The 25155-nt window shown below is 69.9% G+C and carries 20 protein-coding genes; 3 read left to right on the forward strand and 17 right to left on the reverse strand.

What is annotated here, in order from left to right:
• Positions 1 to 421: transposase (locus tag D7Y11_RS29430; RefSeq protein WP_126935342.1), on the forward strand; the 421-nt coding region annotated here is incomplete at its 5' end.
• Here D7Y11_RS29430 and D7Y11_RS29435 read toward each other — a convergent pair.
• From D7Y11_RS29435 to D7Y11_RS29460, 6 genes are all read right to left on the reverse strand, one after another.
• A complete protein-coding gene (locus D7Y11_RS29435; protein ID WP_126935343.1) occupies positions 408 to 2153 on the reverse strand; it encodes an acyl-CoA dehydrogenase family protein in 1746 nt (581 codons plus the stop codon). The genes D7Y11_RS29430 and D7Y11_RS29435 overlap by 14 nt on opposite strands.
• Positions 2150 to 2905 carry a thioesterase II family protein gene (locus D7Y11_RS29440; RefSeq protein ID WP_120576890.1) on the reverse strand — a complete coding sequence of 252 codons (756 nt, stop codon included), beginning with the start codon at positions 2903 to 2905 and terminating at the stop codon, positions 2150 to 2152. Before D7Y11_RS29440 ends, D7Y11_RS29435 begins: the two co-directional genes overlap by 4 nt.
• Entirely contained in the window at positions 2902 to 5874 is a 2973-nt protein-coding gene (locus D7Y11_RS29445) for a type I polyketide synthase (protein ID WP_126935344.1), read from the reverse strand. The genes D7Y11_RS29440 and D7Y11_RS29445 overlap by 4 nt, the downstream gene beginning before the upstream one ends.
• A complete protein-coding gene (locus D7Y11_RS29450) occupies positions 5871 to 10949 on the reverse strand; it encodes a non-ribosomal peptide synthetase (protein WP_126935345.1) in 5079 nt (1692 codons plus the stop codon). Before D7Y11_RS29450 ends, D7Y11_RS29445 begins: the two co-directional genes overlap by 4 nt.
• 282 nt (positions 10950 to 11231) lie before the next feature.
• Complete coding sequence (locus D7Y11_RS44495; RefSeq protein ID WP_233605013.1) at positions 11232 to 12017, reverse strand: pirin family protein; 786 nt, start codon at positions 12015 to 12017, stop codon at positions 11232 to 11234.
• The gene (locus D7Y11_RS29460; RefSeq protein ID WP_120576887.1) at positions 12014 to 12799 is read right to left on the reverse strand and encodes a DsbA family protein; all 786 of its coding nucleotides are present in this window, start codon (positions 12797 to 12799) and stop codon (positions 12014 to 12016) included. The genes D7Y11_RS44495 and D7Y11_RS29460 overlap by 4 nt, the downstream gene beginning before the upstream one ends.
• Before the next feature lie 99 nt (positions 12800 to 12898).
• Here D7Y11_RS29460 and D7Y11_RS29465 point away from each other — a divergent pair, with 99 nt between their 5' ends.
• Positions 12899 to 13738, forward strand: a complete 840-nt coding sequence (locus D7Y11_RS29465; RefSeq protein WP_120576886.1) for a LysR family transcriptional regulator — start codon at positions 12899 to 12901, stop codon at positions 13736 to 13738.
• Between the two features lie 81 nt (positions 13739 to 13819).
• Here the strand turns inward: D7Y11_RS29465 and chrA are convergent, their stop codons facing one another.
• Complete coding sequence (chrA, locus tag D7Y11_RS29470) at positions 13820 to 14992, reverse strand: chromate efflux transporter (RefSeq protein WP_120576885.1); 1173 nt, start codon at positions 14990 to 14992, stop codon at positions 13820 to 13822.
• 394 nt (positions 14993 to 15386) lie between these two features.
• Between chrA and D7Y11_RS29475 the strand changes: the two genes are divergently transcribed.
• Positions 15387 to 15944 (forward strand): hypothetical protein, encoded by a 558-nt coding sequence (locus D7Y11_RS29475; protein ID WP_121753497.1) that lies wholly within the window; start codon positions 15387 to 15389, stop codon positions 15942 to 15944.
• A gap of 3 nt (positions 15945 to 15947) precedes the next feature.
• Here D7Y11_RS29475 and D7Y11_RS29480 read toward each other — a convergent pair whose 3' ends face one another.
• From D7Y11_RS29480 to D7Y11_RS29525, 10 genes are all read right to left on the reverse strand, one after another.
• Complete coding sequence (locus D7Y11_RS29480; protein ID WP_126935346.1) at positions 15948 to 16826, reverse strand: DUF3014 domain-containing protein; 879 nt, start codon at positions 16824 to 16826, stop codon at positions 15948 to 15950.
• A 69-nt stretch (positions 16827 to 16895) separates the two neighbouring features.
• Positions 16896 to 17960 carry a hypothetical protein gene (locus D7Y11_RS29485; protein WP_121753499.1) on the reverse strand — a complete coding sequence of 355 codons (1065 nt, stop codon included), beginning with the start codon at positions 17958 to 17960 and terminating at the stop codon, positions 16896 to 16898.
• An 11-nt stretch (positions 17961 to 17971) separates the two neighbouring features.
• The gene (locus D7Y11_RS29490) at positions 17972 to 18847 is read right to left on the reverse strand and encodes a ribonuclease H-like domain-containing protein (RefSeq protein WP_121753500.1); all 876 of its coding nucleotides are present in this window, start codon (positions 18845 to 18847) and stop codon (positions 17972 to 17974) included.
• On the reverse strand, positions 18847 to 19284 hold the full coding sequence (locus tag D7Y11_RS29495) for a (deoxy)nucleoside triphosphate pyrophosphohydrolase (RefSeq protein WP_120576879.1): 438 nt from the start codon (positions 19282 to 19284) through the stop codon (positions 18847 to 18849). The genes D7Y11_RS29490 and D7Y11_RS29495 overlap by 1 nt, the downstream gene beginning before the upstream one ends.
• On the reverse strand, positions 19281 to 20420 hold the full coding sequence (locus D7Y11_RS29500) for a PQQ-binding-like beta-propeller repeat protein (RefSeq protein WP_233607422.1): 1140 nt from the start codon (positions 20418 to 20420) through the stop codon (positions 19281 to 19283). The genes D7Y11_RS29495 and D7Y11_RS29500 overlap by 4 nt, the downstream gene beginning before the upstream one ends.
• Positions 20421 to 20466: 46 nt before the next feature.
• On the reverse strand, positions 20467 to 21273 hold the full coding sequence (locus D7Y11_RS29505; RefSeq protein ID WP_126935348.1) for a tol-pal system YbgF family protein: 807 nt from the start codon (positions 21271 to 21273) through the stop codon (positions 20467 to 20469).
• Positions 21274 to 21371: 98 nt separating this feature from the next.
• The gene (gene der / locus D7Y11_RS29510; protein ID WP_120576877.1) at positions 21372 to 22781 is read right to left on the reverse strand and encodes a ribosome biogenesis GTPase Der; all 1410 of its coding nucleotides are present in this window, start codon (positions 22779 to 22781) and stop codon (positions 21372 to 21374) included.
• Positions 22782 to 22851: 70 nt separating this feature from the next.
• Entirely contained in the window at positions 22852 to 23805 is a 954-nt protein-coding gene (era, locus tag D7Y11_RS29515; RefSeq protein WP_120576876.1) for a GTPase Era, read from the reverse strand.
• Positions 23806 to 23888: 83 nt separating this feature from the next.
• The gene (locus D7Y11_RS29520; protein WP_120576875.1) at positions 23889 to 24446 is read right to left on the reverse strand and encodes a peptidylprolyl isomerase; all 558 of its coding nucleotides are present in this window, start codon (positions 24444 to 24446) and stop codon (positions 23889 to 23891) included.
• Positions 24443 to 25114 (reverse strand): peptidylprolyl isomerase, encoded by a 672-nt coding sequence (locus D7Y11_RS29525; protein ID WP_126935349.1) that lies wholly within the window; start codon positions 25112 to 25114, stop codon positions 24443 to 24445. Before D7Y11_RS29525 ends, D7Y11_RS29520 begins: the two co-directional genes overlap by 4 nt.
• Positions 25115 to 25155 lie beyond the last annotated feature (41 nt).

The raw sequence follows: 25155 nt of genomic DNA on the forward strand, positions 1-25155 counted from the left end.
CATGCTCCTGCGCATGTCCCAACGGGGGGCCGCGGCCCGCTACCACCAGCGCATCGCCACCGTGGAGCCTGTCTTCGCCTCGGTGGAGCACGACATGCGTTTCCGTCGTCTCAGCTCCCGCCACCCCAGCACCGTCCGGGCCGAAGTCCTCCTCAAACTCCTGGCCCACAACATCCGCCGGCTGCTGACACGCAGCCGGCTTTTTTGCGTCTACTTCGTGCTGGAGGCGCCTGCCTCCCTTGAGGCTCAGTATCCAGTCAGCCTGCACCCCTATTCCGCGCAGACCTCCTGTCGGACAGGTTTTGGCGCATGGCGCTCCGGGCGGGCGGTTCGGCCCGTGTGGGGTCAAAGGAGCTTGTCCTCCAAGAGGATGACACTGCGGCTGTTTGCGCAGCGCACCATGGGGCTCACTTCCGAATGAGGACGTCACTCAGCAGGAAATCGAGTGTGTCGCCCGTCAGCCAGCGTTCGCTCACGCCCGCGAAGTCCGGCTCCGCTTCGGCATCGGCCTGGCGCCAGAGGTCCTCCAGGCGGTAGCGCGCGGCGGTGCAGTAGATGTCCGCCAGCGCGTCGGCTTGAGGCTGTCCGCGTGAAGCCAGGGCCGACGCATGGGCCAGCGTCACGGACATCGTGAACAGCTCGTTGCAGAGCTGGTTCATCAGGATGAGCGTCCGCTGCCTCGCGTGCAGGGCTCCCGCATCCGGGTAGCGGTGCGACAGGTCCAGGCTTCGCTTCGCGAGCCGATGCACCTCTCGGGCGAGGTGCTGGAGATGATCGCGGTTGCGGGGGGACAGGTGCTCTTCCACGGAGAGTGGAGCAGGCGGCGACTCCAGCTCCGCCGCATGCGCGGCCGCCGGGTAGTAGAGGGAGAAGAGGCCTTCCCTCGCGGCCTTGTGGTCCACCAGGAAGTCCACGCCTCCCGCGACCCGGAAGGCCCGGGCATCGCGCAGCGTGCGCTCCAGCGGGACCGGCGTGGCGCCCCGGGCGGCCTTGCTCTCCGACGTCTCGTAGCCTTCGGCGGCGAGCAACGACATCGTCCGGTCTGCGATGCGCGCGCACGTCAGGGACGCGATGTTCTTGGCCGCCACCTGTTCGAACCAGCGCAGGGGCAGTGTGTCCGCCGTCACGCCCGTGAGGCTCCAGCGGGCAACGCTCTCCATGGCGAAGACCTCCGCCGCCGTGGCGGACACCTGGCGCTGGATCTCGTCGAAGTCACCGAGCCTTCGCCCCTGCGCGAGCCGCCGGTGGAGGAACTCACGCGACCACTGGAGGCACTTCTTGGAGAGCGCCAGCGACGCGGCCACGATGATGTACATGCGGCCCAGGGCGCTGAGCGGCTCCAGCAATGGCGTGTTCCGCCAGTGCTCCTGCGACATCGCGAGCATCCGCTCCTTCGGCACTCGCACGTTGTCGAAGCTCAGCGCGGCGATGGGCAGTCCTCGCAGGCCCATCAGGCCGTGCTCGGCGCGGACGTGGAAGCCAGGGCTGGAGGTCTCCACGACGAAGAGGCTGATCTGCTCGCGGCCGTCTTCCTGGAGCGTGGCGGTGACGTTCAGCAGATCCGCGATGGAGCCGTTGCCGATGAAGACCTTCTCCCCGTTGAGCACATACGCCGTTCCGTCCTCCGTGGGCACGGCGGTGGTGGACGCACGCCGCACGGAGGCACCGATGGGCTCCGTGTCGGCCCAGCCGGAGATGACTCCGTCGGCGACGCGTCCCCGGACGTAGTCCTTGAGGGGACCGTCCTGCACGGCTTCGATGATGGCTCCCGCGCCCAGGCCGCTGTGGATGGCCAGCGTGTAGCCCACCGGCAGGCACACGCTCATCACGGCCTCGATGACGCGGAAGGTGTTCAGCATGGAGAGGCCCCGGCCTCCCAGCGCCCGCTCCACCTGGAGCTTGTAGTAGCCGCGTGAACGCAAGGCTTCGCGCAGCTCTGGCGGAATGCGGCCCGTGCGTTCAATCTCGTCCGGGTCCACGTGCGCTTGGAGGAACTGTTCGACCTCCGCGATGACGGCGTCGCCTTGACGGCGTTCCTCCGCGTCCTGTTCGGGGAACGCGCGGACGAGGTCCCAGCGGAGCTTCCCCGCGAAGAGCTGGCCCAGGAAGCCCTCGCGGCTGCGGGTGGCGGGGTGCAGTGGCTCGTGGCTCATGGGGTCGGCGTCCTTCTGGTGAGGGTTTCCGCGATGAGGCGCAGGAGGGTGGACTTCGGTTCGGGATCCCGCAGGTAGAAGTGGCCACCGGGCAGCAGGTGGAGCGCGAAGGGCCCGGAGGTGTGGACGCTCCACGGCTCCAGCTCGGTGCGGTTCAGGTCGTCCTGGGTGCCGCCCGTGACGGTCATCGCGCAAGAGAGGGGGGCGCGGTCCTCGTGCCGGTGGGACTCCACGAGCTGCAGATCCGCGCGCAGGCCGGGGAGGATGAGCTCGCGCAGCTCTTCGTCCTCGCGCAGTTCGTGGATCAGCTCTCCGTAGGTGGGCTCCAGGGCGGTGAGGAGTCCGTCTTCGTCCAGGTGGCTCGCGGGGATGCCTCGCGGAGGGAGCTGTGGGGCTGGGGCCGCGGAGAGGAACAGTGCATCGGGAAGCACGCGGCCCTGGTCGCGCAGGCGGCGGGCCGTCTCGAAGGCCACGAACGCCCCCAAGCTGTGACCGAAGAACGCGAAGGACGAGCCGAAGTCCAACGCGAGCACCAGCGCGTCCACCAACTCGTCCAGCCGGGTGAACGGCGCTTCCTCCGCCCGAGCCCCACGCCCCGGGAGCTGCACGCCCCAGACCTCGATGTCCGGGAGCAGGTCCGCCCAGCGGACGTACTCGCCCACGGAGCCGCCGCTGTGCGGGAAGCAGTAGAGGCGCACCGAGGCTTCCGGGCGCCGGATGCGGCACGCGAGCCAGGGAGAAGTCGAGGTCATGCCGGGGAGGACTCCGCGATGAAGCGGGTCAGGCGGGCCACGGTGGGCGCGCGGAAGAGGGACTTCACCTTGAGGGGCGTGGCGACATGCGGACGCAACCGCGCGATGACCTGCGCCGCCATCAACGAGTCGCCTCCCAGCGCGAAGAAGTTGTCGTGGAGCCCGACCCGGGCCAGCCCCAGGACCTCCGCGAATGCGGCGGCGACCCGGCGCACGACTTCGTCCTCTGGCAGCTCCGGCACCTCCATGAGTTCAGGTTCGGGCGGCGGTGACACCAACGTGGCCGGGAGCGCCACGGTCGCGACTGCAGCAGGGGCTTCGACGAGGTAGCGCTGACGTTCGAACGGATACGTGGGCAGAGGCACCCGGCGACGGGCGACGCCTCCATGAAGTCCCTGCCAGGAGATCGCGACGCCCGCGCTCCACAGGCGCCCCGCGGCAGTGAGTGCGCTGACCGCATCGGACGTGTTGTCCGCGGGATGGGGCAGGGTGGCGACCGTGAGGTGTGGTCCTGCCGCGAGGTTCTGGCGCGCGAGCGTCGCCAGGGTTCGTCCGGGCCCGACCTCCAGGAACACGGCGGGCGAACCGGCAAACAACGTGTTCAGCGCGTCGCCAAAACGCACGGTGTGACGCAGGTGCGCGGCCCAGTACGCCGGGTCCACGGCCTCTTCCGCCGTGACCGCCACACCCGTGCGATCGGAGATCCACGGGAGCTGTGGAGGACGCCGCTCGACGCGCTGGACGCAGGCGGTGAACGCGGCCAGTGACGGCTCGACGAGCGGCGAATGTCCCGCGCCTGGAATGCGCAGCAGCTTCGACTCCACACCGCGCTCCATCAGTCGCGCCTGGAGCGCTTCGATCTCCGCCACCGGGCCCGACACCGCGCACTGCGCCGGCCCGTTCACGGCCGCCAGCGCGAGTCCTCCGTGAAGCAGGGGCTCCAGCTCCGACTCGGGCAACGGCACCGCCAGCATGGCGCCCGCGGGCAGACTCGCGAGGATGCGCGAGCGCTCCAGGACCAACCGCAGCGCGTCCTCCAGACGGAACACCCCGGCCACCGTGGCCGCGGCATAGGCCCCCAGGCTGTGGCCCACGACCGCGGAGGGCTGCACGCCCCAGCGCTTCCACAGCCGCGCCACCGCGTACTCGATGACGAACACGGAGAGCTGACCGGTGACGAACTCGCCCATCCGGGCGGAGGCCTGCTCCAGCGCGGCGGCATCCGTGGGATCCGGATGAAGCACCGTCCCCAGGTCGAACCCGAGGAGCGGCGTCAGGTGCGCACGGCACGCGTCCACGGCTTCACGGAACGCGGGCTGTGAACCGTACAGCTCCCGGCCCATGCCCACGTGCTGCCCACCGTGGCCAGGGAACATGAACACCACCTGGCGCTCGCTGGCCTCCTGTTGCGCGATGCCCTCTTGTTCAGACAGGGCGCGAAGGACGTCCGGGGTGTCCTCGCCCACCGCGAATGCTCGGTGCTTGTGCGCGGCACGCCCCATCTGGAGCGTCCAGGCGACGTCACCCAGCTCAGCCTCTGGATGCGCGCGCAGGTGCCCTTCGAGCCGCTCCACCGCGCGGGCCAGCGAGGCGGGACCGTGGGCCGACAGCACCATCAACCGCGGTGAGCGCGAACGCTCGGAGGCGGGCAGGGTGGGTGCCTCTTCCAGCACGGCGTGCGCGTTGGTGCCGCCAATGCCCAGCGAGCTGACACCGGCCCTCCGAGGATGACTACCGGTGTCCCAGTCCCGCAGCTCCGTGTTCACGCGAAAGGGGCCGTGCTCGAAGTCGAGCTCCGGGTTGGGTCGTTCGAAGTTCAGGCTCGGCGGCAGCTTCCGGTGCTCCAGCGCGAGCACCGTCTTGATGAAGCCCGCCACGCCCGCCGCCGCGTCCGTGTGGCCAATGTTCGTCTTCACCGAACCCAGCCAGCAGGACCGGGGCTCACGCGCACCGAAGGCCTTCGTCAGCGCGGCGACCTCGATGGGATCGCCCAGCCGGGTGCCGGTGCCATGTGCTTCCAGGTAGCTGATGCTCGCGGGGTCCACGCCCGCGGCATGCAGGGCGGTCTCGATGACGCGGGACTGGCCCTCCACGCTCGGCGCGGTGAAGCCGATCTTCCCGGCGGCGTCGTTGTTGACGGCGGTGCCTCGGAGGACGGCGCGGATGGTGTCCCCATCCTCCAGCGCATCCGCGAGCCGCTTGAGCACGACGATCCCCGCGCCGTTGCTGCCCACCGTGCCCTGTGCCCGAGCGTCGAACGCGCGGCAGCGGCCGTCCGGGGACAGCGGCCCGCCCTCGCTGTAGTGACCGAACCGGGGCGGCACATGCACCGACGCGCCCCCCGCCAGCGCGATGTCACAGTCCCCCGCGAGCAGTGCCTGCGCGGCCAGGTGGATTGCGACCAGTGACGTGGAGCACGCGGTCTGCACCGTGACGGCCGGCCCGCGAAGCCCCAGCTTGTAGGCCACGCGGCTGGTGAGGAAGTCCACGCCCGTGGCCAGCCGGAGCTGCCAGTCACTGGCCCCTGCCAGCAGATCCCTGCGGGCTCGAAGTGCGGACAGATAATCCGTCTCACTGCCACCCGCGTAGATGCCGATGGCACCCCGGTACCGAGCCGGATCATACCCGGCGTCCTCCAGCGCCTCCCGCGCGCACTCCAGGAACACCCGGTGCTGCGGATCCAGCATCAGCGCTTCCTGCGGTGACATGCCGAAGGCCTGCGCGTCGAACCGGTCCGCATCCGTGACCAGACCGAACGCGGGCACCTCCTCGCCGATGGCGCGCTCGGTGGGAGGTTCGGCGCAGGGCTGGCCGTCCGGACCGAAGAAGGTGATGGATTCGACACCGCCGGCCAGGTTGGACCAGAACTCCGCCGCGTTGGCCGCACCCGGAAGCCGGCACGCCAGTCCCACCACCGCGAGGTGCGCCGAACGGTCCTCCTCCTCCATCACGTCGAGCGGCGCGCTCATTCCACTTCCTCCCGCGAGCGGTCCGACGACAGCCGACCCTGACGCCCCAGCAGGCGCGCACGTCCACTGAGCCGTTGCTCCTGGCGCTGTGCCTGCGCGGCCGCGGCCTCGCCGCCATCGTCGCGGCCCTGGAGGTGCCCGGCGAGCACACGAACCGTGGGGAACTCGAACAGCGTCACCATGGGGACGTCATGGCCCATGCGGTGCTTCAGGAGGTGCTGCACCTGGGCCAGCAGCAGCGAGTGGCCACCGAGGTCGAAGAAGTTGTCCTCGGCGCCCACGTGCTCCAGGCGCAGCGTCTCGCACCAGATGGTGGCGATCCGCCGCTCGTGCTCGTTCGCGAGCGGGACCCGAGGCGCCTGGGTTCCAGGCGTGGGTTCGGGCAGCGCCCGCTCATCCACCTTGCCACCGTGGGTGAGTGGCAGCGCCTTCAGCTCCACGTACGCGGAGGGGATCATGTACGCCGGCAGCTCGCGCGCCAGGTGCTCACGCAGCCGCGCCGGTGAAGGCAGGGGCTGGCCCACGAGTGGCACCAGATAGCCGACCAACTGGGGCGCTCCACCGGGAGGGCTCCATGCGCGGACGTGCGCCTCCGCGAGTCCCGGATGCGTGCGCAGGCGGACCGCGACCTCCGCGGGCTCCACGCGGAAGCCTCGGATCTTGAGCTGCGCGTCCATGCGGCCCAGGAACTCGAGCATCCCGTCCGGACGGCACAGGACCCGGTCGCCCGTGCGGTACATGCGCGCGCCTGGCGGTGCCGCATACGGGTCGGGGACGAAGCTCGCGGCGGTGAGGTCCGGGCGATTCAGATAGCCGCGCGCCACGCCGGCACCGCCCACGTACAGCTCTCCAGCGACGCCCGTGGGGACAGGTTGCAGCTCCGCGTCCAGGACATAGGCCGTGGTCCCGTCGATGGGCTGACCGATGGCTGGCAGTGTCTCGACGGGCCCTGAGGGCAGCACTTCGCCGGAGGTGGCCGTGACGGTGGTCTCGGTGGGGCCGTACTGATTGAACAGCCGCCACGGCAGTCCGGGCACGGGACGCGCGTGGAGCCGGTCACCGCCCGCGAGCACGGTGCGCAGTTCACATGACGCCGGCCATGGCAGGGCCAGCAGACGTTCCGCGAGCGCGGTGGGCAGGTCCGTGAAGGTGATGCGCTCGGAGAGAAGCCAGGCTTGGAGCCGCTCCGGGGACAGGCGCACGTCCTGTCCGGGGACATGCAACGTCGCGCCCGCGGTGAGGGCAGGCCAGAGTTCCGCGACGGATGGATCAAACGCGGGCGAATAGAGCAGCGTGGTGCGGCTGCTCGGCTCAAGTCCGAATGCGCGCCGGTGCCACCCGACAAGGTGGGCCAGTGCGCCGTGCTCCACCACCACGCCCTTGGGGACGCCCGTGGAGCCAGAGGTGTACATGACGTAGGCCCGCTGTCCGGGCCGCACCTCCGTGGGCAGGCCTCCCTGGGGCGTGCCGGGGCCATGGAAGGACTCGATGCGCACGCGCTTCACCGTGGCGGGGAGTCGTTCCGCGAGCGGCCCGGTGGTGATCACCTGACGCACGCCAGCGTCACCCAGGATGAGCGCGATTCGTTCGGCCGGATGCTCCGGATCCAGGGGCAGGAAGGCGGCACCGGACAGCATCACGCCCAGCTCGGCCGTCACGAACTCCGGGCCACGAGGCGCGCAGACGCCGACAACCGACTCCACGCCCACGCCGTGCGCGTGAAGATGCTCGGCGATCAGCGTCGCGCCCCGGACCAGCTCCGAATAGGTGAGGGTGCCTGTCTCGTCGCGCACCGCCACGGCGTCAGGGGTCCGCAGGGCCTGAGCCAGGACCTGCTGATGCACGGGCGGATCCGCGCTGACGGACTTCGTGGAGCCGTTCGCCAGGAGGACCTGTCGCTCCGCGTCCGCAAGCATCGGCAGCCGCGACACTGGTATCCCCGGGGTGGCCACCGCGGCCTCGAGCAACCGGAGGAAGTGCGCGGCCATCCGCTCCATGGTCGAGCGGTCGAACAGGTCCCGGTTGTACTCCCAGATGAGTGAGATGCGCGCGTCACCGCGCTCGCGGTCGCCCAGGTGCCGGCCCGCGTGCGGAATGGCGACGACGTCCAGGTCCACCTTCGACGACCCATTGCCTCGCTCGAAGATGGTGCACGAGGCATCCCCCAGCCGAGGGCTCCGCACGGCCGAATCGTGAAAGCTGAACATGGCCTGCACGAGCGGATTGCGGCTGGGGTCGCGCTTCACGCCCAGGCCTTCGATCAGTTTGAGGAACGGATACGTCTGATGCTCGGCCGCCGCCACGGTGAGGTCGCGCACCTGACGGACCAGCTCGCGGAACGACGGCGCGCCGGAGACGTCACACCGGAGCACCACGGCGTTGACGAACATCCCGATGACATTCTCGATGTTCCGGACGCCCGCCCGGGCCGCGAACGCCGAACCGATGCACAGGTCCTGCTCGCCGGTGTAGCGATGCAGCAGCGTGGCGAAGGCGGCGAAGAGGGCGTTGAACAGGGTCACGCCCTCCTGCTGGCAGAAGGCACGAAGGGCGCCGGGCAGGGCGGGCGGCAGTTCCAGCCGGAGCAGGTCGCCCTTGAAGGTCTGCACGCGGGGGCGTGGGTGATCGGTGCGCAGCGGCAGCACCTCCGGAGCACCGGCCAGCCGCGTCCGCCAGAAGTCGAGCTGGGCCTTCATGGCCGGACCATCGAGCGCCTCGCGCTGCCATGCCGCGAAGTCGCGGTACTGCACCGGAAGCTCCGGGAGCGGCGAGGACTCACCGCGCAGATATGCGTTGTAGAGCGCGTCCAACTCCCGCATCAGCACGGAGAAGGACACGCCATCGTGGACGACGTGGTGCTCCACGAGGACCAGTTCGTGATCATCCGGAGCCAGACGGACCACGGTCCAGCGCACGAGCGGCGGTTCGAAGAGCGACAGGGGCCGCCGCAGTTCCTGGCGAAGGGCCTCTTCACGCCGGTGTTCACGCTCGACCGAGGGCAGCCCGGACAGGTCGATCAACGGGACCTGCACCGGCGTCACGGGAAGGACGCGCTGCCACGGTCGGCCGTCGATTTCCTCGTAGGTCGTCCGCAGCAATTCGTGGCGCCGGGTGATCTCCGTCAGCGCGCGTTCGAGCACCGCCAGGTCCAGCCCACCCAGCACGCGGAGGGTCGTCTGCGCCTGGTAGGAGATGCTGCCGGGAGACAGCTTCTGGAGGAACCAGACCTGCTCCTGTTGCACGGACAGCGGTGCCCGTTCGGGGTCGGCGGCGCGGACCACGGGAGGCAGCACGTCCTTCGAGGGCTCGGCACGACGCGGCTCCAGCACGTTCGCCAGCTGGGAGATGCGACGGTGCGCGAAGAGCTCCGTCAGCGACAGCGGGAGCCCCAGCACCTCCGCGACCCGCGCGGTGATCCGAGTGGCCAGCAGCGAGTGACCGCCCAGTTCGAAGAAGTCGTCCTCGATGCCAATCCGCTCCAGGCGCAGCTCCTCCTGCCACACCTGGACGAGTCCACGCTCCAGCTCCGTGCGAGGCGCGACATAGGCGCTGCTTCGGGTCGCGTGGGCTTCGGGCGTGGGCAGCGCCTGGGCGTCGACCTTGCCGGTGGGGCCGAGGGGTAGGGCGTCCACGACGACGAAGGTCCGGGGCAGCATGGCCTCGGGGAGCCAGGCGCGGAGGTGCTCGCGGAGCTGCTCCGTCCCGGGAACGGCCCGAGCGTCCTTGGGCGCGAACCACGCCACGAAGAAGACGTCCTGGCCCTCGGTCCCAACGGTACTGCGAGCCATGACGTGCGCGGCCCCGACGTGCGGATGGGTCAGCAGCGCGGCAGTGATCTCCGCGGGCTCGATGCGGATGCCGCGTACCTTCACCTGCCAGTCGGAACGGCCATGGAACTCCAGCGAGCCATCCGGCAACCGGCGGCCCAAATCTCCCGTGCGATACAGCCGTTCGCCGCCGAACCGGGAGAACGGATCCGGAATGAACCGGTCCGCGGTCAGGTCCGGTGAGCCGACGTAACCGCGAGCCAATCCGGGCCCACCGATGAACAACTCACCGGTCTCGCCATCCGCCACGGGCCGCAGCTCCGGACCGAGGACGTGCACCTCCACGCCGCCGATGGGACGGCCAATGGAGGGCAGCCGTTCCCCGGCCGATGCGTCACCGGAAGGGACGACACCGGACGTGCTGTAGATGGTGCACTCGGCGGGGCCGTAGCCGTTCACGAGTTGGAACGGCAGCCCGGGCCTGGGGTGCAGGTGCAGCCGGTCGCCGCCGGTGAGGATCAGGCGCAAGGCGCAGGACTCGGGCCAGGACAGCGGGAGGACGCGTTCGGCCAGCGGCGTGGGAAGGAAGACGCAGGTGATGTCCCGAGCCAGGAGCCAGTCCTGCAGCCTCTGGGGCGACAGTCGGGTCTCCTCGTCGGGCGGCAGCTCCAGTCGAGCGCCCGCGGCCAGCGACGGCAGGAGCGTCATGACGAAGGCGTCGAAGCCGGGCGAGGCCACCACGCCAATGCGATCCGCGGGCGACAGGCCAAACGCGCCGAGGTGGTACCCGGTGAACGCGGACAGCGCACGGTGGCTGATCATCACGCCCTTGGGCAGTCCGGTGGAGCCCGAGGTGTAGATCACGTACGCGAGGTGATCCGGCTGGACGGTGACGCCCGGGTTCACGTCCGGGAACGACTGGAGCTCCAGTGCCTCCGGAGCGAGGAGCTGGATGCCGTCCGCCGCGAGCCGCTCCACCGCCGGCCCCGTGCCGATGACGAATCGTGCTCCCGCCGAAACGGCCATGTATCGCAGGCGTTCGGAAGGGGCGGACGGGTCCAGGGGAAGCCAGGCCGCGCCGGACTTGAGAACACCCAGGACGGATGCCACCAGCTCAACGCTTCGCGGAAGGCAGACGCCGACGAGGACATCCGGTCCGGCGCCTCGGGCGATCAGCGCATGGGCCACCCGGTTCGCGTGCGCATTCAGCGCGGCGTGGGTGAGGGAGCGGACCCGGGAGGCAACGGCGATCTGGGAGGAAAGTTCGGTCGCTCGTCGCTTGACGAGCTGATGGACGGGGGGCAGCAAGAATCCTCCAACCGGCGCCGCACCAGTCCTAAGAAAATCAAGCGTTTAGCGGATTTGGGCCGTTTTCAGGATTTTACATGACCCGGTGACACACCGTGAGACAGAGCTGTCACATGGCTCGTACCGCCTCACGCCCGTGCAAGTGCAGGGACTGAGTCTCTGACGAGGCGCTGGGCGTCTGCGTTTGGCAGGCGCCCAGCATGTCGCAGACGACGTATGCGTAAGGGGCCCAGGGGCAGAGAGGACGGGCCCCAATGAACCCCAGCCAGTCTCTCTGGAATGTCAGGCCGCGACGTCAATCCAGAGCGCGTTGCAGTCCTGCGAGGAGCGCAGCGTCAGGCCTCCCCGGTGCAGCTGTGCCCCCTCGCCCCTGGCGAGGACTCGCCCTTGCCCCAGTTGCAGGGCGGCATCCAGGGACAGCAGATAGCCGGCACGTCCCGGGGCCACCTCGAGTGCGGTGTCCTGTCCCGCCGCCAGGTCCAGCCACCACACGCGCGCGTCGCTCCGAAGGGGCATCACCTCGTCCCCGGCCATCAGGTGGCGGCCTCCTCGTGCATCGTGCGGTACGGAGCGGCGGAAGTAGGCGGGTGCACCGCCGTGCTGCTTGGGGGTGAACCACAGCTGAAGCATCCGCGTGTCTTCATCCGTCTCGTTGCCCTCGGCGTGGACCATGCCGTCCCGGGCCGAAATCAACTGCACCTCGCGTGGGCGCAGGGTCGCCCCGTGGGACTGGTCCCCGTGGTGGCTCAGCTCGCCGCTGAGGACGATGCTCAGAATCTCCATCTCCCGGTGCGGGTGGAGCGGGAAGCGCGAGCGCGGCGCGAAGGTGGCATCCGCCAGGACCAGAAGGCTGCCGAGCGGGCGTCCCTGGCCTGCGCTGGGGCCCACGGTGGCGATGAAGTGGTCGTGCAGGCGCAGCCAGGGCAGCTCCGTGACCGGCAAGGACGAGAGCGGGCGCAGGCGGACGTCAGCGACGGGCGCAGGCTTTGGAGGAGGGGAACAGCCGAGCACGGTGAGCCCCAACAGCTGGGCGCCGCCGCGCACCAGCGCACGGCGTCCGAGCTTCACGCCTCGCTCCTTGCCCGCTTCGTCGCCCGAGCGAGCGCTTCGAGCATGCGCGGTCCGGTCATGAAGCCGCTCGCGAGCACTTCGAGGCCGGCGCCGCCACGGAAGAGCACGGTGGGGAACCCGCTCACGCCCAGGGCCCGGACCTCCTGGAACTCGTTCGCCGTCGCCCGCTTCGCGTCCGCATGGTCGAACCGGTTCAGGAACACCCTGAAGTCGAGGCCGTGCGCGGCGCAGATGCTCTCGTAGAAGGCCGCCACGGTCGGGTCCTCTCCGTCGGCGTAGAACTTCCGCTGAATGGAGGCAAACACCTCGTACGCGCGCGTCTCCGGTCCCGGCATCTCCTCGAGCATCCCGCGCATGACGAGGAACGCGCGGCACGCAGGCTCGGTGTCGTAGTTGAACTCCGCCCGGTCGAGGAACCGGGTGGAGAACGGCTGCCCGGTGCGCGCGGCAATCTCTTCCCAGTGGTGGCGCAGGAAGCCTTTGAACCGCTCGTTCCAGGGGTCCCCGCCTCCTGCACGGAGCCCGCCCACCCGGATGCGGAAGGGGATACCCCTGCGGATTGCCTCCGCCTCCAGTTCGCGGAGGCCGGGCGATCCCCCCCAGCACCAGGAGCACATCGGGTCCCCCACATAGAGCACTTCTCCCACGGGCCCCTCGGCGCTCGGCCCGGCGCTCGTCTGCGCCGCGCCGGGGAGCGCGCACGTCCCAGTCTCGGGGTCACACAGCGCCTGCACGTCAGAGGGCGTCTCGTGCTCGTTGTCGTGAGGGACAGGGACCATGTGTTGCTCCTGCGGGAGTGGCGTCATTGCCACGCCCCGAGAGATAGCCCCAGCCCCCGACGTTGACGACGCCCGCGGACGCGCACAGCATGTGCGTTCATGCACATCGCCTGGGACGACCTGCAGACGGTGGAGGCGCTGGTGCGCACGGGGAGCGTCGTGGGCGCGGCGCGCGAGCTCTCGCTGCGCCACTCGACCATCTCGCGGCGGGTGGACGCCCTCGAGCGCGTGCTCGGGGTGCCGCTCTTCCTGCGTGGGGCGACGTTGCGCCCGACGCCGCTCGGCCTCGCCATTGCCGAGCGCGCGGGCCGCATGCACCCCCACGCCCTGGACGTGGGGGCACTCATCGAGGAGCAGCGCCGGGCGCGCGCAGGCCGGCTCGTCATCACCACGAATGAAGTGCTGGCGTCACTGCTGTTCGGCGCGCTGCGCACGTGCGGCTTCGCGCAGCGGGTCCAGGTGCGCATCTCCGAGAGCGAACTGGCGCTGGAGCCCGGGGTGACGGATCTGGCCTTACGGCCGAGTCACACGCCGGGCGGTGCGCTGCGGGGACAGCAACTGGGGAGGCTGCGGCTCGGAGTGTTCCGGGCGCGGGCCGCAAGGCAAGACTCGGCGGCCTGGGTCCTGCCATCAGGGAACCTGCGCACCCGATCCTCCATGCGCTGGTGGAAGGCTGTCCCTGAGGACGCGGAGTCCCTCGTGGAGTGCGACACGCTGCTTGGAATCAGGGCTGCCTGCGTCGCGGGTCTGGGGCGGAGCGTGCTCCCGGCGCTGCTCGCGGAAGGGGACCCGCGCCTGGTGCTGGAGGAGGAACTCCCGGGCGGCCCACCAGTGTGGCTGCTGTCCGCCGCCACCCGGCGCGCGGACGTGGCCCTCCGGCGGGCGCGGGAGTCACTCTCCAAAGCACTCCGGAGCGCCCCAGGCGTGTGGGAGGCCTGAGGTCCTCAGGACGGGAAGGCGCTCTCCCTGAGCGATCTTCTCGACGGCCGAAGCCAAAGAGAAAGGTTCTCGCGTCGCGGGTCACCAAAACCACGGAACACTCTTCATTAGCCCGGCGGCGGCACCGCCCAACACCAGCCAGGCCGAGTTGACCCGCCAGCGAAGAAGCAACACCGCGCCGAACACGGCCAGGGCCACCGTCCAGCCATCCACCAATGCCGCGCGTCCCAGCTGCCATGTCACCACGGCCATGAGGGCCAGCGACGCCGCGTTGACGCCATCGAGCACCGCACCCGCGGTCCGAGACCGGCGAAGCCGGGGCACCAGGGGGCCGCTCAGCGCCACGAAGACGAAGGCGGGCAGGAAGATGCCCAGCGTCGCGAGCCCCGCGCCGGGCGTTCCGCCCACCAGGTAGCCGATGAATGTCGCCGTGGTGAAGACAGGGCCCGGCGTGAACTGGCCCACGGCCACCGCGTCCAGGAGCTGGGCCTCGGTGAGCCAGCCCCAGCGTTCGACGAGATCCGCTCGGAGGAAGGCAAGCAGGACGTAGCCGCTGCCGAACAGCACGCTGCCGACCTTGAGGAAGAACAGGAAGAGGCCACCCAAGCTGAACGGCACGGCGGCCGTGGCAGCCATGACTGTGACGCCGTGGAGGGCGAAAGGCGTCAGCGTGAGCGCCGACCTGGAAGCTGGAGCGGATCGAAAGTGGTTCCAGGCCGCCAGGGAACCGCCGGCCAGGGCCAGGATGAGCAGTTCGTTGACGCCAAGAGCACTCGCCACGGCTGAACCGGCGGCCACGGCGATCCGGGGGCGCGTCGTCAGGGCCGTCTTACCGAGGCCCCACAGGGCCTGGAGCACCACGGCCAGGATGACGGGTTTCACGCCGTACAGCAGGGCGCCGGCTTGCGGCAGGGTGCCAAAACGCACGTAGGCCCACGCCGCCGCGAGCGTCAGGAGCATCGCCGGGACGATGAAGCACGTGCCGGCCACGAGCAGTCCGGGCCAGCCGGCACGCCGGTGGCCGAGGTGGATGGCCAGCTCCGTGGAGTTCGGGCCCGGGATGAGGTTGGTGGCGCCAAGCAGGTCGAGGAACTCCTCAGGGGACAGCCACCGGCGCCGCCGAACGAGTTCGTCTTCCATCATCGCGATGTGCGCGGCAGGGCCCCCGAAGGCCGTCAGACCCAGCCGGAGGAAGACCTGCGCGACCTCGCCAAGCGAGCCCCGGGTGACGTCGCCGGAATGAGGGGAGTCCATGCGCCGAAGGAGCCTCGTCGTGAACCAGAACCGGCGGAAAGCGCGGCCATGGTGCCACGGCGCCGGGCAGGGACGATCCTCAACGACCCCCACCTAGGCCCCAGAGGCTTAGTTTACATAACGCTTCTTATCAGACCTTATGACTGGGGGTCCCCCAAGGATTCCAGGCGCTTCCCCGGCCCGCCCAGGGCCTCCATGGACGTTCGCGTAACCGGCCCAGCCCGCGCCTTGGTTCCGCCGTTCATGTGTCGCCGGGCTCATCGACGTGGTCCAGGTACGCCTCCAGCCATGCGTCCACCCATCGCCGAACATATCGTCGGCCACCAACCGCCCGGCATCGGCCGTGGAATCTCGTGCTTCCCGAGCCCGGCTCCGGAACGTACCTTGCCGCCCCATGCGCCTCTTCCGACGAACCGGACTCGCCGCGCTTTGCGGCCTCACCGCGGCCCTGCTGACGGGCTGCCCTGACAAGACGGCCCAGGCCCCCGTGGACGGCGGCGTTACCAGCGCCACGGCGGCCCCGGACTCGGGTCCCGAGGCCGTGGTCTTCACGCTCCAGTACCTGTCGCCGGATGGTGGCTCCGCGCTCATCCCCCTGGCTCTGGAGGAAAAGCCGCTCGTGGAGCCCACCTCCGACCTGGAGCTGCGCAGCACCCTGGGCCTCAAGAACTACCGCGTCCGGCTCATGGACGAAGCCGACCGGGCCATGGTCTCCGACGACTCCGTGTCCGAGGCCGATGACGGCCTCGTGTACCGCATCCACCTGCCGCAGCCGCTCAAGACCGGCTACTCGTACACCCTCGTCGTGGACTCGCAGACCGGCACGTCGTTCCAGGACTCGCTCGGCCGCGACGTCGAGGACCTCCGGGCTTCGTTCCAGATCATCGGCGACAAGGAAAAGCCCAAGCCGCCTCCGCCGCCCGCCAAGGGCGGCAAGAAGAAGTCCAGGTAGCCGTCACTCCTGCGTTTCGGACTGCCCCGGCGCCTGATCCGGCAACGGCTCGGGCGTGGCCGGTGCCGGGGTCGGCAGGTTCAGCGCCGTGCGCAGCTCCCGCAGCTTCGCCTGGATGAGCCGCATGTTCCCCGGGCCCATCCGCAGCAGGTGCTTCTGGGCCTTGCTCAGGCCCTCCAGCTCCGGCGACGCATAGACATACAGCGCGCCCTTGGACTCCACCTCCACCGGCCCCTTCGGCACCGGCACCACCAACAGGTGCTGGATGGCTCGGCCGAACGCCGTCTCGAAGTGCTGATCCGGCGGTGCAATCTCCCGGTACGCCTGATCGAAGAGCGGCTTCAGCTCCCGGTACACCATCGCCGCGCCGGACGCGTCCAGCGACCCCAGCACCCGCGCCACCAGGTCGTAGCGCGCGTAGCTCAACGGCGCGATCTCCGAGCGCCCGTTCGCCCCGGCCGCGCCCACCTGGAACGCCCCCACGGGCGCCATGAACAACAGCGAAGCCCGAGGACTCTCGCCTTCAGCGATGTTGCTCACGGACGCGGTGAACCGGCGCGCCAGGTCGCGCTCCTGGAGCCACTTCGCCAACTCCGGGTCCACCGACAGCTTGCCCACCAGGTCGCGGATGCGGCCGTCGCTCTCCGGCAGCGACACCTCCGGAGGCACCTCCGCCACGCCAGCGTCCACGACGGGCGTTGCCGTCACCACCGGCGCCTCGGACTGCCGCCTCAGGCCGAAGTACGAACCGACCACGCCCACGACCATCAGCGCGACCAGGATGCCCAGGACCTTGCCCCGAGACGGTGCCTTCGGCGGCTCGGCCTCCGGCGTCGGCGGAATGGCTCCAGGGCCCTGATTCACGAAGTTCGGATCGCTCATGGTCCCGGACCTTACAGACAGGCCTCCGAGCCATTCCACGCGCGCGTGAACAATCCGCGCCGTCTGTGTTCACCGCGCGGAGAGGACCTCGTCTGGCAGGCGCCAGAGCTGGCCGTCCTCCGGCGACAGAATGAAGCCGCCGGGCAACAGGTGCACCGACGTGACGGCCTCCGTGGACAACGGCAGCTCCCACGCGCACACGGGCCGCAGCGACGCGGGGTCCAGTTGAAGCAGGTACCACTCCCCCGCCTCCAACAGGTCCTCCACCGCCACCAGCACCGCCCGCTCCGTCACCAGCCCGCTGTACCCCGTGGCGAGCGTGCCCTGCTCCGGCAGCAGGAACTCCGCCGCCAGCGTGGCCTCCGGGTACGTCCAGCGCCGCACCCAGGTGCCGCCCACGCCAACGAAGCCCGAGCCGTCCAGAAGGAACCCCGCCGGATAGAACGGCGCCTCCACCGAAGCCACCGCCGCGCCACGCACGAGCCCCGTGGCGCCGCGCTCCACGAACGTGAGCCACGTGCCCTCCTGGCCCAGGCTCACCGCCACGCCCATCACCGGCAGGCTCGGATGCGGCATCCATTCGTGCAGCCCGTCCAGGTCGTCTTCACCCAGCGTCGGCGCCCCGAGCTCGAGCCCCGCCTCCGTCCCCGCTACGTCCGATAACGTTCGGGCATCCAGGACGCGCAGCGACGCCCGCCCATCCTGGACGCCGCTCGTCCACAGGCCCTCGCCGGTGATGTCGAACCCCAGGGCCTGCGTGTTCCGCGTCCAGGTCCGCGCGGGCGTGTCCACCGGACTCCCGTCCAGCGCACGGCCCACCATCTCGATGCGCCCCGGGCCCAGCACCGCCGCGCACCCGAGCGACGGATGCAACGCCACGAGCCCCGCGGTCCTGGGCAGCTCCAGCGCACGCTCCGGCGGCCAGGACTCCCGCGCCCCGAGCACGGCCAGGCGCCGCATTCCCACGGCCAGCCCCACCGCGACGTCCGAGCCCGAGGCCGCGGGAGGCAGCACGAAGCCGTCACCCGCCCACTCCGCGTCCATCACCGGCAGGGTCGTGATCCGGGTGAGCGCCACGCGGCGGCTGGGGATGCCCCACGGCGTGCCGGGCCGCGGCCGGCCAACCCAAGGCACGACCTGGCCGCTCAGGAATCCTGCTCCATGGCCCGCACGCGCGCGAGCGTGTCCACGTCGCGCTCGGTGGGGCCCAACTCCAGGAGCAGCCGGCTCACGTCGTACAGCAGGTCGCCGCGCTCGAAGACCTTCAGCCGGGGGACGTCCAGGTTCAGGTCGTCCGCGCCCTTGTTGTACGCAAGGTCCATCAGCGACCGGAGCTGGAACGAGTCGTAGAGGTTGTACTCGACCAGGTAGCGCAGGGCCTCCACGTCGCCGCGCCGCAGGTACGCACGCCACAGCAACACCGCGTCGTAGCCGTTCGCCCCCTTCAGGTGCGGCGGCCGTCCCACGCCCAGCTTCTCCTCGATCTCCTTCAGCCCGCCGCCCATCCCCAGCCGCCGCGTCACGAAGCGCAGGTCGATGTGCGCCTCCGGCACCGGGAAGTTCTTCTCGCCGAAGTACTCCTTCAGCACCGGCACGTCGAAGCACGAGCCGTTGAACGTCACCCACAGCCGCCGCTTCGCCATGGCCTCTGGCAGCGCGTCCATGTTCCGGCCCTGGATGAAGACGTGCAGCCCCGCGGCGTCGAACAGGCTCACCACCGTGGGCACCTGCGTCTTGCTGCCGTCCGTCTCGATGTCGAAGTAGACGGCGTCGTCCTGGAACTCCGGGAACAGACGCCAGTGCTCGCGTGGCGGCACCATGCGGGCCAGGTCCTTCAAGTCGCGCCGGGCCAGCGCCGCCCGGGCCTCCGCGATGCGCTCGCGGGCCGCCGTGTCCGCCTTGCGGCTGATGACGATGCCGCCGTCCGGGAAGTCATCCCAGGTCCGGATGCCCTTGGACCACAGGTCCTTCTCGCGCCACGGCCCCACGCCGGGGATGAGCTGGAACGTGTGCAACAGCATCAATCGAGCGCACCCAGCCTTCCCGCCAGCAGATCATCCAGGAGCGGCACGTCCGCCTCGCAGAACGGCAGCGCCTGCATCTCCGTGGGCGTGTGGAACGCCAGCTGGTGCGCGCCCAGCGGCTTCGGCTCACCGGACACAATCGTGGCCGCGAGCAGCACCAGCTCCACCGTGAGGTCCGGGTACGTGTGCCGGCCCTCCCACAGGCGGCGGCCCACGGACAGCTCCACGTCCAGCTCCTCGCGGCACTCGCGCGCGAGAGCGGCCTCGTCCGTTTCGCCCGCCTCCACCTTGCCGCCGGGGAACTCCCAGAGGAGCGCGCGGCTCCCACCGGGAAGGCGCTGCTGGACCAGGTACCGCGGCCCGCCGTCTTCCGGACCGGGCCTGGGAATCAGCGCGGCCACCACCCGCACCGTCCGGGGCACGGCGCGCGTCACCCGCGCGGCCCCTTCTTCACGTCGTTCATGTCCAGCGCGTACAGGTACGCGTTGTTGGACAGCACGTACACCCGCGAGCCCACCACGAACGGCGGCGCGGAGATGCCCACGCCCGGGTTCCACGCCAGGCGCGACTTGCCCGTCGTCGGATCCACGAACAGCAGCGCACGCTCGTTGGGCACCAGGAGCATTCCCCGCGCCAACACCGGAGCGAACGCCGTCTTGTCCTTGAGGGGGAGCGACCAGATGAGCTTCCCCGTCTCTCCCAGGTAGGCGTCCAGGCGGCCGTCGCCAGTGGCGAACACCACCTCGCCGCGCGACAGGAGCGACGTCAGGCCACCCACGCTGGCGTTCCAGATGACGGCGCCGGTGTCCGCCTCCAGGGCGTACAGGCCGTTCTTGTACGAGGCCACATACAGCCGCCCCGCCGAGTCGATGGCGGGCGTGGTGTCCACGTCCAGGAACTCCGTGCCCGCGCCCGACAGGGACTTCTCCCAGACGACGCCGCCGTCCTCCACCTTGAGGGCGACGAGGAAGCCGTCGGAGAAGCCGACGTACGCGGTGTCCTGGTCCACCTTCGGCGCGGAGGCGCCCCGGATGGTGAAGCCGGACGGCGGATCGCGCCGGTACTGCCACACCCAGGTGCCGTCCGTGGCCTTCACCGCGAACACCGTGTCGGTGTCCGTGGCCACCAGCACCAGGCCGTCCGCGAGCACCGGCACCGTGGCCAGGGACTCGCTGGTGGCGTACTTCCACTTCACCGCGCCGGTGCGGCCGTCCAGCGCGTACAGCACGCCATCACCGCCCGGCAGGTAGACGACGCCCTCGCTGACCAGGCCGCCCGCGAGCGCCCGGGCCCCCGTGCGGAAGGTCCAGGACACCTTCGCGTCCGGCCCCACCGCGCGGACGTAGCCGTCACGCGTCTGCACGATGACGTTCCGGCTCTCCGGGTCGTACACCGGAGAGGCGGGCTCGCGCGGCGAGTACTCCAGCAGCGGGACCTTGTCGACGAGCCCCGTCCACCAGTTCACCTGGAAGAAATCCACCGGCGGCTGACGGGGCGCCGCGGGCAGCTCCGGGTTGCCGTACAGCGGCGCCGTCGCGCACCCGGCCAGGAGCCCTACCCCGGCCACCATTCCCACCCACCGCTTCCACCGAGCAAGCCGCATGGTCATGAGCGCGCTACGGCTGCCCCGAGTCCGTGGCCGGCGCGGCGGGAGGTGCCGGCGTAGGCACCTTCACGCCCTCCGCGGCCAGCACCGCCATGCGCTCGGTGGCCTGACGGGCCGCGGCGCTGTTCGGGTGGTCCGTCGGAATCTTCGACAGCACCTGGGCGGCGTCGTCCTTCTTGCCCTGGAGAATCAGCATGCGCGCCTTGTGGTACGCGCCCATGCCGACCAGATACTCGCCGGTGTCCGCCTTCTCCATCGCCTCGAAGGAGGTGATGGCCTGGGCGTAGTCACCCTTGGCCTCGTAGGCGTAGCCCTGGCCTTCCAGGGCGCTCGCGCGCAGGGCGTCGTTCTCCGGGGCGCCCTTGAGGAAGACGTCCAGGGACGCCAGGGCGTCGTCGTTCTTGCCCAGCCGGAACTCGGCCTTGGCCTGCGGCAGGGCGGCCGTCGTCGCCGAGCGGGTGCCGCCGTGCTCCTTGCGGAAGGCGGCCAGCTGCTTCACGACCTCCTCGTCGCGGGCCCCCTCCGTGGGGAACGGGGGCTCCGTGGCGGACGGGTCCGCCGGGTCCACGCCCGTCACGGGGCGGTCCAGGACGGTGAGCGCCTGGCCCAGGGCCATGGAGGCAGTCTCCTCGCCGCGCTTGGAGACCTCACTGGCGATGGCCACGCCCACCGCGCCCAGCACGAGCACGCCCGCGCCGATGGCGAGGAACTTCTGGCGCTGCATCAGCCAGTCCCGCGCGTCCGCTCCCGCCTTCTGGAAGGCGTCCGGCTGACGAAGCTCCTGCTGGCGAATCTTCTCGGTCTTCTGCTGGGCCACGATGAGGGGACCTCTCTCCGGCTCGACGGTGCTCTTCGCTCTGGGAAAGCGGCGCACTGTAAAGAGCGCCCGCTGGGAGTGTCAACGCGCGAGCGCGGTCAGTCGCGCCCTGCCCGCTTCCCGCCCTTGCCACCCTTGCCGGCCAGGTGCGGCTTCTTGCGCGCCTCGCGCTTGGCCTTGCCTGGCCGCTCGCGGAAGAGCAGGCGGATGGGGACCCGCAAATCGAACGTCTTGCGGATCTGGTTGGTGATGTACCGCTTGTACATGTCCGGCACGCCCTGCGGCTCGTTGCAGGTGAGGGTGAAGGTCGGCGGGGCCGCCGCCACCTGGGCGATGTAGTACAGGCGCAGCGGCTTGCTCTTCACGATGGGCGCCGGGTTGTTGTCCACCATGTAATCCAGCAGCTTGTTGAGCTGCGGGGTGGGCGCCCGGAAGCGGAACTGCTTGGCCAGCTCCACCGCCACGTCCACGACCTTCTCCACCTTGGAGCCGTGCAGGGCGGACGTGAAGATGACCGGCGCGTAGCCCACGAACTTGAGGGCGATCTTGAGGTCCTCGCGGAAGGCCTCCTGGCGGCGCTTGTCCTCCGCGATGAGGTCCCACTTGTTCACCACGATGACCAGCGCGCGACCGCGGTCCATGGACAGGCCCGCGAGCTTCGCGTCCTGGTCCACCGCGGGCTCCGTGGCGTCCATCAGCAGCACCGCCACGTCGCTGCGCTCCAGCACCTTCAGCGCCGCGATGACGGAGTACTGCTCCACCTGGTGCGCGATGGTCTTCTTGCGCCGGATGCCCGCGGTGTCCGTGAGGATGAGCTGGTTGCCCTTGTACGTGACTTCCGAGTCGATGGGGTCACGCGTGGTGCCGGCGACCTCGCTGGTGACGACGCGCTTCTCCTTGAGGATGGCGTTGACCAGCGTGCTCTTGCCCACGTTGGGCCGGCCGATGATGGCCACGCGGATCTTCCCGTCGTCCGGCGGCGCCTCCGAGTCCTCGCCCTCCTGCTTCTCCGGGAGTTTGGACACCACGGAGTCCATCAGGCTGCCCATGCCGAGGTTGTGCTCGGCGGACATGGCGTTCACGTCGCCCAGGCCCAGGCGGAAGAACTCGCCGGACAGCGACTGCATCAGCCCGGTCTCGTTGTCCAGCTTGTTGGCCGCCACGACGACGGGCTTGCCCGACTTGCGCAGGTAGTTGGCGACGGCCTCGTCCGCCGTCGTCATGCCCGCGCGGGCATCCACGACGAAGATGATGACGTCGCACTCCTCCACCGCGAACTGCGCCTGCTCGCGCACCTGCTTGAGCAGCGTGTCCTTCTCACCGGGGACGAAGCCGCCCGTGTCGATGAGGGTGAAGGCGCGGCCCTCCCACTCCGCATCGGAGTAGTGCCGGTCGCGGGTGACGCCGGGCTCGTCCTGCACGAGCGCGATTCGGCGGCCCACCAGGCGGTTGAACAGCGTGCTCTTGCCCACGTTGGGGCGACCGACAATGGCGACCAGCGGCTTCATGGAGTCTCTTTCGACAGCGACGACGACTTCGAATGCAACGACGTCAGCGACACAAACTTCCGCGGCGACATCACTCGTAACCCAGCTTCCTCAGACCCGCGGCGCGCTCGCTCCAGCGGGCCTCCACGCGCACGCGCAGGTCCAGGTACACGTGCGCACCCAGCAGGCGCTGCACGGACTTGCGAGCGTCCGTGCCAATGAGCTTCAGCATCTGCCCCTGCTTGCCAATCAGGATGGCCTTCTGGCTGTCGCGCTCCACGTAGATGGACGCCGCGATGCGGATGAGGCCGCCCAGCTGGCCGGGGGGCGTGCCGGGGCGCGGCTCGCGCTCGGATTCGTCGAACACGTCCACCAGCACCGCGGTGGAGTACGGGATCTCCTGGCGGCAGTGCCGAAGCACCTGCTCGCGGATGTACTCCGCCACCAGCACGCGCTCCTGCTGGTCCGTGAGCATGTCCTCCGCGAAGAGGGGCTCGCCCTCCGGCAGGTGGCCCAGCACGACCTGGAACAGGTGATCCACGCCGTCCTTCTCCCGCGCGGAGATGGGCACCACCTCCGCGAAGGGGAACTCCTGGCCGTAGAGCGCGATGAGCGGCAGCAGCTTCGCCTTGGGGATGGAGTCGATCTTGTTGATGACCAGGAAGGTGGGCTTGCCCACCTTCTCCAGCCGCTCGAGGATGGCGCGGTTGCCCGGCGTCACGTCCAGCGTCTCGCCCTGGGGCGGCTCGATGAGGAAGAGGACCAGGTCCACCTCCTCGGCCGCGGAGATGGCGGCCTCCACCATGTAGCGGTTGAGCTCTCCCTTGGCCTGGTGGATGCCGGGAGTGTCGATGAACGCCACCTGCCCTTCCGGACGCGTCACCACGCCCAGGATGCGGTTGCGGGTGGTCTGCGGCTTGGGCGAAACGATGGCGATCTTCTCGCCTGTGAGCGCGTTGAGCAGCGTGCTCTTGCCCACGTTGGGCCGGCCGATGAGCGCGGCGAAGCCAGCGCGAGGGGTCTTCTTCTGGGACTGAGAGGCCATACTTCCGGAGATGATCAGTGGGCCTTCCGACTCCGACTTCGGGAAGGCCCCGTGGGAACTGCCAGGGTACGGCGGCGGACTGCTTACGAAGGCCGCGCCGTGGAGATGGTCAACGTCTGGATGCGCACGTCCCGGCGGGGACGGTCGCTTGAATCCTTGGGAAGCTCATTGGCGATGCGGTCCACCACGTCCTGCCCTTCCACCACCTCGCCGAAGATGGTGTACCGGTTGTCCAGGTGGGGCTGCGGCGCCGCGGTGATGAAGAACTGACTGCCGTTGGTGTTGGGGCCCGTGTTGCCCATGGCCAGAACACCCTTCTTGTCGAAACGCCGGCCGCTCTGGAACTCATCCTCGAAACGGAAGCCCGGCCCGTTGTTGCCCCGGCTGGTCGGGTCCCCGCCCTGAATCATGAAGTCCTTGATGCAGCGGAAGAAGAGCGTCCCGTCGTAGAGCGGGCGGCCGTGCTGGGGCTGGAACGTCACCGGGTCCTTCCAGGGCTTCTCCCCGGTGGCCAGCCCCACGAAGTTCTCCACCGTCTTGGGCGAGTCCTTGGAGAACAGGCGCACCACGATGCGCCCCTCCGTCGTCTGGAAGGTGCCGAACAGCTCCGTGCCCGCGTGGGCCAGCTCCATGAAGCTCATTGCGGGGTGCCCTTCTTGGGGGCGGCGGGCTTGGGCGCGGCCGGCTTCTTGGGCGCCTTCTCACTCAGCGTCACCGTTTCCAGGACCACGGGCGTCTGCGGGCGGTCCTGCGCGCTGCGCGGCACGGTGCCAATCTTCTCCACCACGTCGTAGCCGGTGACGACCTCGCCGAAGATGGTGTGGCGGCCGGTGAGGTGCGCGGGCGTGGCGGTGGTGATGAAGAACTGGCTGCCGTTGGTGTTGGGGCCCGCGTTGGCCATGGCCAGGATGCCCGGCTTGTCGAAGCCGCGGCCGCTCTGGAACTCGTCCTCGAAGCGGAAGCCCGGGTCACCCCGGCCGGTGCCGGTGGGGTCGCCGCCTTGAATCATGAAGCCCGGGATGACGCGGTGGAAGACGGTGCCGGCGTAGAGCGGCTTGCCCTTCACCGGGTCGCCCGTCTTCGGATCCGTCCAGGCCTTCTCGCCCGTGGCCAGGCCCACGAAGTTCTCCACCGTCTTGGGCGCGTCCTTGGAGAAGAGCTTCACGGTGATGACGCCCTGGCTCGTCTTCAGCGTCGCGTAGAGGTCCTTGCCGGCCTGGACCTTCTTCGTCCAGGGGCCCGCGACGGGCTCGGCGGCCAACGCCGCGACGGCGGCCAGCGCCACGGTGAGACCGAGAAGACGGTGCATACGGAACAAACTCCAGGGCAGGAAGGCGCGGACCCTACCCC

It is taken from the genome of Corallococcus sp. AB018, from assembly GCF_003986945.1.
Lineage (GTDB): Bacteria > Myxococcota > Myxococcia > Myxococcales > Myxococcaceae > Corallococcus > Corallococcus exiguus.